This window comes from Hirschia baltica ATCC 49814 (assembly GCF_000023785.1).
In the GTDB taxonomy this organism is placed as follows: Bacteria; Pseudomonadota; Alphaproteobacteria; order Caulobacterales; family Hyphomonadaceae; genus Hirschia; species Hirschia baltica.
In genome coordinates this window covers 3,340,939-3,353,886 of the sequence record NC_012982.1, presented here as the reverse complement: position 1 = coordinate 3,353,886, position 12,948 = coordinate 3,340,939, and the positions used below count along the sequence as shown (strand labels likewise).

13 protein-coding genes are annotated in these 12,948 nt (G+C 45.3%); 6 read left to right on the top strand and 7 right to left on the bottom strand.

The window, feature by feature from the left end; all coding sequences use genetic code 11:
- Positions 1-121: 121 nt before the first annotated feature.
- Positions 122-700: an SH3 domain-containing protein gene (locus HBAL_RS15355; protein WP_233356704.1), complete on the bottom strand. Its 579-nt coding sequence runs from the start codon at positions 698-700 to the stop codon at positions 122-124.
- Positions 701-867: 167 nt separating this feature from the next.
- On the opposite strand from HBAL_RS15355, the gene HBAL_RS15350 reads away from it, so the two are divergent.
- Both HBAL_RS15350 and HBAL_RS15345 read left to right on the top strand, forming a co-directional pair.
- A complete protein-coding gene (locus HBAL_RS15350) occupies positions 868-1,854 on the top strand; it encodes a 2-hydroxyacid dehydrogenase (RefSeq protein WP_015828871.1) in 987 nt (328 codons plus the stop codon).
- 207 nt (positions 1,855-2,061) lie between these two features.
- The gene (locus HBAL_RS15345; RefSeq protein ID WP_015828870.1) at positions 2,062-2,493 is read left to right on the top strand and encodes a hypothetical protein; all 432 of its coding nucleotides are present in this window, start codon (positions 2,062-2,064) and stop codon (positions 2,491-2,493) included.
- Positions 2,494-2,505: 12 nt separating this feature from the next.
- On the opposite strand, the gene HBAL_RS15340 is transcribed toward HBAL_RS15345, so the two are convergent.
- Both HBAL_RS15340 and HBAL_RS15335 read right to left on the bottom strand, forming a co-directional pair.
- On the bottom strand, positions 2,506-3,549 hold the full coding sequence (locus tag HBAL_RS15340; RefSeq protein WP_015828869.1) for an alpha/beta fold hydrolase: 1,044 nt from the start codon (positions 3,547-3,549) through the stop codon (positions 2,506-2,508).
- Positions 3,550-3,658: 109 nt separating this feature from the next.
- Complete coding sequence (locus tag HBAL_RS15335) at positions 3,659-4,426, bottom strand: HesA/MoeB/ThiF family protein (protein ID WP_015828868.1); 768 nt, start codon at positions 4,424-4,426, stop codon at positions 3,659-3,661.
- Between the two features lie 107 nt (positions 4,427-4,533).
- Between HBAL_RS15335 and HBAL_RS15330 the strand changes: the two genes are divergently transcribed.
- Positions 4,534-5,880 (top strand): ATP-dependent DNA helicase, encoded by a 1,347-nt coding sequence (locus HBAL_RS15330; RefSeq protein WP_015828867.1) that lies wholly within the window; start codon positions 4,534-4,536, stop codon positions 5,878-5,880.
- A gap of 38 nt (positions 5,881-5,918) precedes the next feature.
- Positions 5,919-6,632 (top strand): endonuclease NucS domain-containing protein, encoded by a 714-nt coding sequence (locus HBAL_RS15325; protein WP_015828866.1) that lies wholly within the window; start codon positions 5,919-5,921, stop codon positions 6,630-6,632.
- A gap of 220 nt (positions 6,633-6,852) precedes the next feature.
- On the opposite strand, the gene dut is transcribed toward HBAL_RS15325, so the two are convergent.
- Positions 6,853-7,320: a dUTP diphosphatase gene (gene dut, locus HBAL_RS15320; RefSeq protein WP_015828865.1), complete on the bottom strand. Its 468-nt coding sequence runs from the start codon at positions 7,318-7,320 to the stop codon at positions 6,853-6,855.
- A gap of 157 nt (positions 7,321-7,477) precedes the next feature.
- Between dut and HBAL_RS15315 the strand changes: the two genes are divergently transcribed.
- Positions 7,478-8,362 (top strand): hypothetical protein, encoded by an 885-nt coding sequence (locus tag HBAL_RS15315; RefSeq protein WP_015828864.1) that lies wholly within the window; start codon positions 7,478-7,480, stop codon positions 8,360-8,362.
- Positions 8,363-8,382: 20 nt separating this feature from the next.
- Here the strand turns inward: HBAL_RS15315 and coaBC are convergent, their stop codons facing one another.
- The 3 genes from coaBC to HBAL_RS15300 all read right to left on the bottom strand — a co-directional run bounded on the left by coaBC (position 8,383) and on the right by HBAL_RS15300 (position 11,991).
- Positions 8,383-9,585 carry a bifunctional phosphopantothenoylcysteine decarboxylase/phosphopantothenate--cysteine ligase CoaBC gene (gene coaBC / locus HBAL_RS15310; protein ID WP_015828863.1) on the bottom strand — a complete coding sequence of 401 codons (1,203 nt, stop codon included), beginning with the start codon at positions 9,583-9,585 and terminating at the stop codon, positions 8,383-8,385.
- Between the two features lie 93 nt (positions 9,586-9,678).
- Positions 9,679-11,226, bottom strand: a complete 1,548-nt coding sequence (locus tag HBAL_RS15305; protein ID WP_015828862.1) for an AarF/UbiB family protein — start codon at positions 11,224-11,226, stop codon at positions 9,679-9,681.
- Between the two features lie 6 nt (positions 11,227-11,232).
- Positions 11,233-11,991: a class I SAM-dependent methyltransferase gene (locus HBAL_RS15300; RefSeq protein ID WP_015828861.1), complete on the bottom strand. Its 759-nt coding sequence runs from the start codon at positions 11,989-11,991 to the stop codon at positions 11,233-11,235.
- Positions 11,992-12,072: 81 nt separating this feature from the next.
- Between HBAL_RS15300 and mutM the strand changes: the two genes are divergently transcribed.
- Positions 12,073-12,918, top strand: coding sequence for a bifunctional DNA-formamidopyrimidine glycosylase/DNA-(apurinic or apyrimidinic site) lyase (gene mutM, locus HBAL_RS15295; protein ID WP_015828860.1), 846 nt, complete (start codon positions 12,073-12,075; stop codon positions 12,916-12,918).
- The last annotated feature ends 30 nt before the right edge of the window (positions 12,919-12,948 follow it).

Here is a 12,948-nt window from a genome sequence, read left to right as displayed (position 1 = left end):
TTGGGGTGTGCTATACAGTTTAGCAAATCAAAACGACAAACATTTTGGAGACGGGTTAGCACGAGGTTTCAGAAGGGCAAACCCCTGTGTGGGCTGATAGGGTGAATGAAATCGGTTTCTACTAACCTAGATCGTCAACGCCCCAGATAGAATTTCTGTAGGCCCAACCATTTCTACCATCAATATCAACACGGCACCAATCACCCTCACATTCAGCAATATCGGCGACAACGCCCATTTCCACTTCTGCTATGGGAAGCGTTTCAAGGTCCGGTTTTTGGTACATGATAACGTTCGTGGAGGTAATGCCTGTACGACGTGCACCTAACATGCGTTGGTGCACCCATACTTCATCGCCTTGTGGGTCACGAATTTTACGCCAATTCTTAGATTCTTTGACGACTAAGACAGGTAGGCCGCTTCTCTGATATTGCCATTTTATCGGATATTCCAATCCCGGCCCTAAGCGTCCATTGACTTCATTATATTTGAGGCTGGCATAGCGCGGAACTGGCATGCTGGAAAATTTGGAAATACGTCTTTCCTGTTGGGGATTCACATAAGGTGTCAGGCTCGCAGGTTCGATTGTGAAATCGGATTGAGCGAATGCCGGCACCATAGCAGACATACCCATTGCAGAAAGCAAAAGGAAGAAAATTACAAAGAGACGTTTAGAGTGAGCGTTTTGACTCGAATACATAATCATGACCATCATTTAATGATGGGTCACAATGTCCTCGCATGATGAATGACGTCTTAACCTTAATTTCCAAATTTGTTGTACCCATGCATTTAATTCAAAATTTGGAATTTTAGTGCTGATTTGCTATGTGCTCATAAAAAAGAAAATAATATTGGAGACACTGAATGCCACGGGACACGGTAAAAGTCGTCATATCTCGCAAGCTCCCTAAACCAGTCGAGCAGCGGATGAGCGAATTATTTGATGTGGAACTAAATACAAATGACGAAGCTTTCACAGAAAATCGCTTAGCCGATGCGCTGGAGAGGGCTGATGTTTTTGTTTCCACACTCACTGACAATATTACGGCAGAATTGATTGCCAATGCAGGCAGTCAGTTGAAGATGATCGCTCAATTTGGAGCGGGTGTTGATAATATTGATGTTAAAGCAGCGGCTCAAAAAGGCATTATTGTTACTAACACGCCGGGTGTTCTGACTGAAGATACGGCTGATATGACCATGGCGCTGATATTGGCTCTGCCGCGCCGTATGGTACAAGGGGTTGATGCTTTACGTGCGGGTGAATTTAAAGGCTGGTCACCAACTTATATGTTGGGTCACCGTATTTTCGGCAAGCGTATCGGTATTATTGGGATGGGGCGCATAGGGCAGGCCGTTGCGCGTCGCGCCAGAGCTTTTGGGCTGGAAGTGCACTATCACAATCGTAATCGTGTTTCTCCTGCGATTGAAGCCCAATTTGCGACGACATATTGGGAAAGTCTGGACCAGATGATCTCTCGTATGGATATTATTTCTGTCAATTGTCCAGCAACGCCGGCCACATATCATTTGTTGCATGAGCGCCGGTTAAAGCTGCTTAAACCTCATGCTTACATCGTCAACACGTCGCGTGGAGAGGTGATTGATGAGGATGCGCTGATAAGTGCGTTGGAAGCGGGGCAGATCGCTGGAGCGGGATTGGATGTTTTCCAGAATGAACCAGAAATAAATCCACGCTTATTGGCATTGAAGAATGTTATTCTCTTGCCGCATATGGGGTCAGCTACCGTTGAGGCGCGGACGGAAATGGGTGAAAAAGTCATCATCAATATTAAGAATTTTCTTGATGGCCACATGGTTCCAGACCGTGTTTTACCAGAATTGATTTAAGCCTGATGCATGACGGACGATACAAGCCAAAGCTCCCTAATGACGGGAGTTTTGAGGATTGATTATACCGATATCTAGAAATGCATAACTGAAATGTGCTTTTTCATAAACTTTTTGTAACTTTTCGCGTGACATTAACTTTTTTTAAGGACAATAATGGGAAACCTTAACTTGATTTAATGTAGTGTCCGCGCGGGGAGTTTTGTTGTGAAACTCAAATTGATGTGTCTTAGCTTTTTAGCGATTACGAGCCTAGCTGCCTGTGAAACAGCAGAGGGTTATCGTAAGCAGCTGACTCAATACCAAGGACAGTCGACTCAACAATTGTTAAATGAGTGGGGTAAGCCGTCTACAGTAAATAAGCTGGAAGATGGTCGTGAAATCTGGATCTATAAAGCTTCCAAGGATCTTCCACGTGGTGGATATTTTGATCACCGTTATTATCGCACGTCTGCTAAGTTTGAGACAGATAATGGCAAAACTCAAACACGTCGTTTTGTTGAGGCGCGTAAAGTGTGGGTGCCCAGATATATTCTTAAATCAGTTTGCAGCACGCAATTCATTGTTGAAGACAGCAATGTGATTGAAGAATTCTCTTTTCGCGGCAATGGCTGCCTCGCAAACGAGTGGGGCGTCTAAGTCTTCGAGCATTTAGTTCTTGGAGACTGGCAAAACCGTATCTGACTCTCTCGTATAAGAAGATGTTTCCAATTCCTGATAGGAATTGCGCGGTCTTGGACGCTGTTCATTCGTTAGAAATTCTAGCACATCCTCAAGTGACCGCCTTGGGGCTTCCATATGTAGATTGTGACCCGCCATTTCATAGGTCAGCAGCGTTGAATTAGGTGCGAGCTGATGAAATTTCGTGGCGTAACTTAATGGCACGATCGCATCTTTTTCCCCTTGCAAGATGAGGGTAGGAATTGAGTTTTCCCTTTGGGGATCAAGCGTGTGTTTCTGTAAGGCGAGTTCAACCAGACCTTTTCTGTGGTTTGGTGCGAATGTGAAATCAGAAAATCTGTCTATCAATTCAGGGTTTGCTTCATCAGGGTTTAGAAAACTCTGTTGGACCCTCGCTGTGATAAAGGTTTTCATATCAAAAAACCTCAATACAGGTGCCAGAAGTGGGTAGGAATTGAGATCTTTTATGATGGGATCAAAGGATGTTGCTGTTTCTGATACTTCCCAGCCATCCGCGCCAATTAATATGAGAGAGTCCACTTTTTCAGGGTGAATGAGACTGTATTCCCAACTAATGCGTCCGCCCAGTGAAGAACCACCCAATACAAAGCTAGATAAATTGAGGGATTGGGTAAATTCATCGACGAAATTTACCATGCCGGCTTCTTCGCGAATATAATTCATCGAAGCTTCCGTTAGACCGTGGGCGGGTAAATCTACCGCTATGATGTGATATCTGCCTCTTAAAGATTTGATCCAATTGCTCCATTCAAACGAGCTACTTGTGTAACCGTGGATTAAAATGAGCGGAGGAGATGTTGTGTTTTCGGGGGCGGGCCCAGAATCCAGATAGTGGACACGTGCGCCAGATTCTAACGTTATGAATTTTGATGCAGAGACTGCGTATTTTTCATCGAGTTCAGCATAAGACATATCAGGATGAGTGAGTGAAAACCACGCAGCTGTGAAAACCAACGTAAAAAAAACGACAACCCCAAGGATGAAGCGCACCATATTGATTAACTCCCAGCGTTCGTTTGTGTTCGCAATTTATTTGGCGACCACATTATAGAAGGTAGGAGAGTGTCGAATATCCGGCAAGAGCGTGCGTGCATTGTATTTCTCAAGAACAACATGGACAAGCGGGATCAATGGGTAATTTGATCGTACGGCCATCGCCAGATAGCGCATCATAAATCCACAAACGTCCTGCCATGGATTGGCCTGCTTTGGTAATTTCTTTAACTGTTTCCATCGCCATGCGTGCGCCAACAATGCCGGTAAGGGGACCAATGACACCGATTTCTGCGCAGCTGATTTCGGTTTCGGGCAATTCAGGTGTCAGACAGCGATAGCAGGGGAGTTTATCTTTTTTCTCATTGGCTTTGGTCAAGCCCGATTTATAAACAGAGACTTGTCCTGACCAACGGCCAACTGCCCCAGAAATAAGCGTGCGATTATTGTCATGACAAAATTGGTTCACATCAAATCGCGTCTGAAAACTGTCTGATCCATCCAGCACAAAATCAGCACCACCAATACATTCGGCGGCGTTATCGGCATTTAGGCGTTTGGAAATTTCAGTGATTGAGCAATCAGGGTTGAGTGCGGCAAGCCTTTCTTTGCCGCTTTTTACCTTTGGGGCACCAATTTCAGAGGTTGAAAACAAAATCTGTCTTTGCAGATTGGAAAGTGACACTTCATCATCATCTATCAATCTAATATTTCCAACGCCCGCAGCCGCCAAATACAAAGCTGCTGGTCCGCCCAAACCGCCAGCGCCGACAAGCGCGACTGTTGATTTAAGCAATTTTTGCTGGCCCGGACCGCCAATTTCACGCAGCATGATGTGGCGTGCATAACGTTGGATTTGTTCTGAAGTTAGATTCATGCTTTGTACCTAGCTGATTTGCGGCGAATCGGTCCTGAATTTTCAGAGATTGTCGTCGCTAGCATTTATTATTGTATCAGCTCAATTACTCATAGGAAGTCTTTCACTTGGTGATTTATGTGACCCCAAACAAGGATGGTGAGTCGGCAACTTACGATCCTTTGCTCAAGGAGATATTGACGGGTCACCGCAATCTCTTCCTGACGGGGCGCGCAGGCACCGGTAAAACCACCATGCTGAAGCGACTTTTGCGTGCAACGGGAGATAAATCCGTTGTGCTAGCACCCACTGGTTTGGCGGCGGTAAATGCAGGCGGGCAGACAATACATTCATTTTTTAAATTCCCGCCCCGCTTGCTGGATGCGGCTGATGTGAAAAAAATGCGTAATCAGCGCCTGGTCAAAACAATGGAAACGCTCGTCGTGGACGAGATTTCAATGGTGCGTTCGGACATGTTGCAATGCATGTCGGATATGTTGCGCCTAAACCGCAATGATAAGCGGCCTTTTGGCGGTGTGCGCGTGATTTTATCAGGCGATTTGCATCAATTGCCGCCTATTGTGGAAAGTGAAGTTGAGCCAATTCTGCATGACCGTTTTGGCGGGCCATGGTTTTTTCTTTCCCAAGCTTTTAAGGATGGCGCATTCCAGCTTGCGGCGCTTAAACATGTGTTTCGACAAGAAGATGAGCGTTTTTTAAATGTGCTCAATGCGTTGCGAAATGGTCGGCTTGGACCCGAAGAAGAGCAAACTCTGAAGGAGCGTGTTTCATCGCGCACGCCTGCCGATGCATCCGAAACGCATATTGTGCTCACCCCCAATAATGCGGCGGCATGGCGGATAAATCAGCAACGCCTCGATGAATTACCCGGCGTCGCCACAAGCTATGAAGGGGTGAGTGATGGTCAGTTTGATGAGCGCTCTTTCCCCACCGATGCTTTTCTTGATCTGAAAGTTGGCGCGCGCGTTATGCTGATCAAGAATGATCCAGAGGGCAGGTGGGTGAATGGCTCAATCGGTATCGTTGAAGCGTTGGGCGAGAGCTCAGTATTTGTGAAAATTGACGGCGAGACCTACCGCATTGCGCCCCAAGCTTGGGAAAAATATCGCTATGATTTTGATTCCGATAAAAAATCTGTCAGCCGAACGGTCGTGGGATCATTCAAGCAATTGCCATTACGATTAGCTTATGCGGTCACCATTCACAAATCCCAAGGCATGACGCTGGATAATGTCTATATCGATTTTGACAATGGCATGTTTGCCCACGGTCAGGCCTATGTGGCCTTTTCCCGTTGCCGCACGCTTGATGGCTTGGAGCTTTCCCGCGAACTACGCCCGCGTGACATTATCATAGACCGCACAGCTTTTGCTTTTGGCAAACTCAACATCAATGCCAATAATGATGACTACCTATTGGCAGATATGGCAGGGGAGCCGTTTCAGTTGGAGTAGGGTCTTAATTATTTTGATAGATTTGATGGAGGTTAAATATGCGCCAAGATTATTTGCAATGGCTTGAGGAGCAGAAATATGCAGAGGGGACGCAATCTGCTCAAATTCATCGAGTGAAAAAGGTAGAAGAGTTTTACGGAGACCTTGAAGAGCATTTTCGTCAAAACACTCTTCAGGACGTAATAAATTCTCTGCAATATTCCGTTTTTGATGAGCGAGCGCGAAAACCAAACCCGTCGAAAATTGTATTCAACGGAAACATCAGGAATAACCTACAATCATATAAAAATGCTGTTGTAAGGTACGAGAAGTTTTTAGGTGGAGGCTTTTTTGAAAGAGAGTTTACATCCGACAATGTAAACTCTGATATAGAAAACCAGACAAAACAAAAATTTTCGTTAGAGCGTGATATGCAGTCAATGTTGCGCAACAATATAACTCAATTAGACGAAAATTTAAGAATCATAGACGATGGAGCGGAGCGGTCAGTCGATTCAGGTTTTATCGATATTACTTGTGAAGATGATGAAGGTATAGTCATCGTCGAATTAAAGGCTGGTAAAGTTGACAGTCGCGCAATCGGACAAATTTTGGGTTATATGGGGGATACAGAACTAGAAGAAGATAGGCCTGTACGGGGAATTCTGATCGCTCATGATTTTGATAAAAGGACTAAAGCTGCTGCTCGTATTGTTCCTTCCCTGGAGTTAAGACAATATTCAATTGAATTTAAGTTCACTTCCCTCGAATAACAATGCCAACATCGCGGGTCGCTATTTGATCATCTGCTTGCATTTTTTGAAGGTGTGAGATGTCGTGTGAGCGACCCGACCCGTTGGCAAAAGAGGACGGGGAGGAACTCTTCAGTTTGTCGGTATCGCCAGCTTCTCACATTACGGTTTATTCATGTTGAGTCAGAAGCATAAAATTCAATCAAATAAATTTATGTTTTGTTAACTCAATTTGGACCTTTTAGCGCCCTGTAGAGCCAAATCCACCTGTGCCGCGATCGGTGCTGGAAAGCTCATCAACTTCTTTCCAAACGCCTTGCGTGACGGGAGCCACGACCATTTGCGCAATGCGTTCGCCGCGTTTGATGGTGAATGGTTCTGACCCTAAATTAATCAAAATGACTTTCACTTCACCGCGATAATCAGCATCAATTGTGCCGGGCGTGTTGAGGCATGTAATACCGTGTTTAGCGGCTAGGCCAGAACGCGGGCGGATTTGCACTTCATAGCCATGTGGAATTGCCATGCTCAAACCTGTCGGGATCATATCGCGCGCCATTGGGGCCAGTACAATGTCTTCGCCTTCATTATTGGCTGCGCGCAAATCCATGCCAGCCGCACTTGTGGTTTCATAAGCAGGCAAAGCCAAACCTTCAAAATGGGGGAGGGGCTTAACTTCAATAATCGCTGTGTTTGCTGGCTGGCTCATGACATGTCTCCTAGATTTGAAGACATGCTTAAACTGGTTGTTGTGGTTTGGAAACTTGCCATATCTTTTTTCAATTTTAAAACAGACATTTACCTGAGGGTGTATATTAGGTTGAAAATGTAGTAAGATAAGTATTCATTGCTAGTTGGGGGCTACTATGCAGTTTAAATTTATCATTCTTACAGTATTCGTGTATCTTTCAGGGTGTTCAAATGCACCACACATTAAAGATTATTCCAATAAACTAACATTACCCGCAACATTGTTGACGGTGAACAATATAGTGGATCCTACAAATGTTGTTGGTCTTTTAGATGCTGGCAATGTTGCAAAATATGAGACTTGTATAGGCAAGAAACTGAAGCCCAAACCGCGAAAGCATTTAACCAATTCGGACATTAGAGATTGTAGTCTCTTGGCAAGTGCAAAGCAGGAAGTTCCAATTGAGAATGTTTTGGGGGTTATGGGAAGGGCAGAAGAAATAGTCCAGCGTCAGATATTGATAGCCGCTTATGCCAAATCGGATCGGCTTTGTGATGCCTATATGTCGGAAGTCATAACGCAATCAAAGGTAACGAAGTCTTCCATGGGGGTAGGAGGTTTGGCTTTGGCTGTATTGGCGGGTGTGAATACGCACGCGCAATCTGCCAATCAGCTTGCAAATGGTGGTGCTTTTCTTATCGGCGCGAGAGATGAATTGAGCAATACTATTCTAGGAGGAGACAACACAGATCTTCACTATAGAGCAGTTCGCGTGCGGCGTTTAGAAGAAAAAGAAAAGGCTCAACAAATGCTTGAGGCTGCAGATTATGATGGATTGCAGCTTCATATTGTAAACTATCATGCGCTATGTGGAATTGTGCACGGGAAATCTGTGTTGGAGGCGGCAGTCTCCACGAAAGAAGACCAAGTGGAAGTTAGTCAAATTAAATCTATTGCTGAATTGCAGGCGAATAGAATAAGTGAACTACAAAAACAGATTGTAGAATATAAAAAAGCTATACAAATAAGTGAGACTGAACTTTCAGAAGAAGGTGGATAGTGCGGCAACCGAGGATGTGGCTAGTCCTTAAAGCTCTCAGCGATACGTTTGGCGAGATTTTGGGCGACAAATGCTTTGCTCATGCGTGGTAAACGTTCAATGCCATCACGTTTAACAATGGCGATTTCGTTTTCAGCTCCGCCCATCACATCGCCAGACACATCATTTGCCACGATCCAATCACAGCCTTTGCGTTCCAGCTTGCCTTGCGCGTGATCTTCCACATCATTTGTTTCTGCTGCAAAGCCAATAACAAGCTTGGGGCGGTCTTCGCTCATGTGGGAAATGGTTTTTAAAATATCAGGGTTTTCAACAAGCGTGATTGAACCCATGCCTTTTTTTGTTGTTTTGGCTTTGATTTTTACATCTGATGGTTCTGCCGGTCTCCAATCCGCGACTGCTGCGACGGAAACGAAAATATCTGATGGCAAACCTGATTTTACAGCATCTAGCATCTCTATTGCTGTTTCAACTTGAACAAAATTTAGACCAGCCGGTTGAGGTAAGGAAGTTGGACCAGACACCAATGTGACGTCGGCTCCAAGACGAGATAGTGCAGAGGCAATTGCATAGCCTTGCCTACCTGAAGAATGATTTGAAATATATCGAACCGGATCTAGGGCTTCGCGTGTTGGGCCGGCTGTAACAACGGCTTTTTTGCCTGCAAGAGGCGCATCAATCGGGCGTGCTAAATGATCCAGAATTTCATCTTTTATCCGCATAACATCCGGCAGCCGACCAGGCCCATATTCACCACATGCCATTTCGCCAATATCTGGTTCCATCACTTCAATACCATCAAGGCGTAATTGTCTGACATTGCGTTGGGTTGCTGGATGGTCCCACATACGCACATTCATGGCTGGCACCATGAACACCGGTTTATCAGTCGCAAGTAGAGTCGTTGTCGCTAGATCATTCGCAATACCGGCACAGGACTTCGCCATTAAATCCGCAGTGGCGGGACAGACAACAACCAAATCCGTGGAACGAGAGAGTTGGATATGACCCATATCGGCTTCATCATCGAGGTCGAAAAGTTCGGAAAATACTTTCTCACCTGTGAGGGATGAGACGGTGAGTGGGGTTACAAATTGCTCGCCACCTTTAGTTAAAATGCAGCGTGTGGAAACGCCAGCGCGGCCCAATTCACGGATCAGCTCAAGGCTTTTATAGGCAGCTATCCCGCCGCCAATGATAAGTAGAATTGATTTATCAGCCACGTTTTGTGTCTCCAAAGGGGTCTGTACGTTCTTGTTCTAACGTATATTTATGAGGAATGCACGGATTGGGCCGAACAGATTTTATGTAATCTCTTAAACGTGAATACCAACAAGATAACCAATTAGAGCGGCGAGTGCTTTGCCTAATATCAAAGTCACAGTCCACAATGGCCAATTTGAACGTGGTTTGGGCGGTGTCGGCGGATTTTCAATTTGAATCAAGGCATTATCAACGCGGTCCATGAATTCAGGTAGGCGTTTAATGCGGTTAGTTGCTTCATTGGCGACATTCTGGGCTAGCTTGGCCGCGCCAACAGGACCAAATTCTCTCGCAACCCAACGCTCAACGATTGGACGCGCCGATTCCCATATATCATGTGGCGGGTAAATAGCGCGGGCAACACCTTCAACTTGTACCATTGTCTTTTGAATTAGCACGAGTTCTGGGCGCATGCGCATTCCAAATTGTTCTGTAATATCAAACAATTGCATGATGATACGGCCCATTGGAAGATCTTCTGCTGTTTGCCCATGAATAGGCTCGCCTACAGATCTTAATGCTTGTGCAAAATCATCCATTGAATGCTCTGCCGGCACATAGCCATTTTCAAAATGCACACGGGCAAGGCGGGTGTAATTGCGCGTTAGGAAGCCATTTATGATTTCAGCAAGGAAAAGACGCTCATTTGGACCTATCCGTCCCATAATTCCAAAATCAATAAAGGTCAGTTCATATTCATCCCCGTCTTTTTCTGGGGGGTGTAGTATCATATTGCCTTCATGAATGTCGGCATGAAAAAAGCCATGATCTAGCGCGGAAGCAAGAAAACTACGATTAACCTTATAAGCGAGCGCTTCACGATCTTTGTCACTTATCCCCTCAAGCCGGGTCATGGCCTGTCCAGATATCCATTCAGTGGTTAGAACGCGTTTGCTTGTGCGTTTCCAATCAACTTCAGGTGCGCCGGCATAATTATCGATTTTGAGAACTTCTTTAAATTCAGAAGCAGCGCCGGCTTCAAAACGCAGGTCCAACTCTAATGTTAAAGAGCGAGCTATTGTTTCAACGGCGTCTATTGGGCGTAAACGTCTGGAATCAGGAACAAATTTCTCGATTATACGCGCAAGGCGCCGAAGGGCGCGCAATTCTTTTTCGATGTGTTTTTCAACATCGGGTCTTAAAATTTTGAGGGCTTTATACCCATCTTCTGTGTGTATTTTGTGGACTTGGGATATAGATGCTGCGGCAATAGGTGCACTTAATTGTGGAAAGAGTGTTGAACATTCGTCTCCAAATTCGGCTTTGAGTGCTTTTTCTGCGAGTGCGACTGAAAAAGGCGGAACGCGGTCCTTTAGACGAGAAAGATCTTGTGCGTTTTTTATCCCTATAATGTCTGGTCGAGTGGCGAGGATTTGTCCCAGCTTCACATAAGCTGGGCCCATTTTTTCAAGGGCGGATGCCAAGCGGTCGCCAGTGCTTTTCTTTTTGCTGCCACCAGAAAATAAACGCAGCACCATGCCCACAAGTTTGCCCGGCCACGGCAAGTGGCGTCGAATATCGCTAGGTATCAAAACATCATGTCTTGCGAGTGTCGTCCCCGCTTTTATCAAGCGGTAATAATCTGCAATGGCTTTAAACATAATCGGTTAAATCGCCCAACCTGTGTGTAGAGCAGCAACACCGCCAGTATAATTTGTGAAGGAGACTTTGGAAAAACCTGCTTCTTTTATCATGTCTGCAAATTTTTCTTGTTTAGGGAAGCGGCGGATCGATTCGACAAGGTATTGATAACTGTCTTTATCGCCGGTCACTATTTTTCCTAATTGCGGGATGACATTAAAAGAATACGCATCATAGGCAGCCTGCATTTCTTTGGTCGCCATATGTGAAAACTCAAGACAGGCAAAACGGCCGCCAGGTTTTAAGACGCGGCGAAACTCTCGCAGTGCTGCTGGAATATCGACAACGTTTCTAATGCCAAATGAAATTGTCACGACATCTACGCATTTGTCGGGGAAGGGGAGTTTGGTTGCATCGGCACATGCCCATATCAATCCGTCATCGCCGCGTTGCTCTAATCCCGCCAATAGCATGTCGTCATTAATGTCTGTGACAATAGCCATAGCAGGTTCGCCGCCTCGGCGTTGGCGAACTTCCTCTGCCTTTGCAACGAAAGCGCGCGCGATATCACCCGTGCCGCCTGCGCAATCAAGAAGTAATTCACCCGGTTGCGGATTTAAGCGGGCAATCGTGTTGGATTTCCAGATACGATGAATGCCCCCAGACATGAGATCATTCATAAGATCGTATTTGGAAGCAACGGAACGGAAAACACCTTTAACGCGTGAGACTTTTTCTTCTTCTGAAACGTCTTCAAACCCGAATGATACTTTTTCGCCCGTCATCAATTCATCCTGTGGACTATAGTTTTAGTATTTTGACGAACACCATAGGCGAAGCTTTGCTTACGCGCTATAGCTATCTGAATGCCAGAGCTTCCTGAAGTAGAGACTGTTCGTCGCGGTTTAATCCCCGCAATGCAAGGTCGCGTCATTGAACGCGTCGAATTGCGGCGTGCTGATTTACGTTTTCCGTTTCCTGATGATTTTTCTCAACGCCTTCAAGGTGTAAAAATAGAGCGTTTGGATCGGCGCGCAAAATTCTTGATGGTTGAGCTTTCATCAGGTGAATTGTTGACCATGCATTTGGGGATGACGGGCCGTTTTTCCATAGAAGGAGAAGGCTTCGATATATTTGCGCATGCAATTGCTGGAAATCCAAAACATGATCATGTTGTCTTTCATTTAGAGGATAATCTGAAAGTGACGTTTAATGATCCAAGACGCTTTGGGTTTATGGAGTTATATCGTGCTGGCGAAGCCGAAAAATCCAAGCGTTTTTCAAAGTTAGGGCCTGAGCCTTTATCAAATCATTTCTCTGCAGCGCATTTAAATGAAGTTTTGCAAAAAAAATCTTCGCCCATTAAATCAGCCTTACTTGATCAAAGAGTGGTTGCTGGGCTTGGCAATATATATGTGTGTGAAGCGTTGTTTCGCGCAGGTATTTCTCCGACACGAATATCTTCCACTATAAAAGGTAAGAGAGCTGAAAAACTGGCACCCATCGTTAAGGATGTCATCAGTGAGGCAATTGAAGCGGGCGGTTCTTCTATATCCGATTTTGCTCAAACAGATGGCAAACTAGGTTATTTTCAGCACAATTTCTTGGTTTACGGTCGAGAAAATGAGCCTTGTAAAGTGTGTGACAAACCGGTGCAGCGTATCTCTCAGTCGGGCAGATCGACATTCTTTTGTGCGTCTTGTCAAAAGTAAGCTTTTGAAAAGGTGTGCTTGTTAGAAAGT

Excerpts from the sequence above, each read along its gene's own strand:
- HBAL_RS15355 (WP_233356704.1), bottom strand. The coding sequence starts at position 700 with ATGTATTCGAGTCAAAACGCTCACTCTAAACGTCTCTTTGTAATTTTC.
- HBAL_RS15350 (WP_015828871.1), top strand. The coding sequence starts at position 868 with ATGCCACGGGACACGGTAAAAGTCGTCATATCTCGCAAGCTCCCTAAA.
- HBAL_RS15340 (WP_015828869.1), bottom strand. The coding sequence starts at position 3,549 with ATGGTGCGCTTCATCCTTGGGGTTGTCGTTTTTTTTACGTTGGTTTTC.
- HBAL_RS15335 (WP_015828868.1), bottom strand. The coding sequence starts at position 4,426 with ATGAATCTAACTTCAGAACAAATCCAACGTTATGCACGCCACATCATG.
- HBAL_RS15325 (WP_015828866.1), top strand. The coding sequence starts at position 5,919 with ATGCGCCAAGATTATTTGCAATGGCTTGAGGAGCAGAAATATGCAGAG.
- dut (WP_015828865.1), bottom strand. The coding sequence starts at position 7,320 with ATGAGCCAGCCAGCAAACACAGCGATTATTGAAGTTAAGCCCCTCCCC.
- HBAL_RS15315 (WP_015828864.1), top strand. The coding sequence starts at position 7,478 with ATGCAGTTTAAATTTATCATTCTTACAGTATTCGTGTATCTTTCAGGG.
- HBAL_RS15305 (WP_015828862.1), bottom strand. The coding sequence starts at position 11,226 with ATGTTTAAAGCCATTGCAGATTATTACCGCTTGATAAAAGCGGGGACG.
- HBAL_RS15300 (WP_015828861.1), bottom strand. The coding sequence starts at position 11,991 with ATGACGGGCGAAAAAGTATCATTCGGGTTTGAAGACGTTTCAGAAGAA.
- mutM (WP_015828860.1), top strand. The coding sequence starts at position 12,073 with ATGCCAGAGCTTCCTGAAGTAGAGACTGTTCGTCGCGGTTTAATCCCC.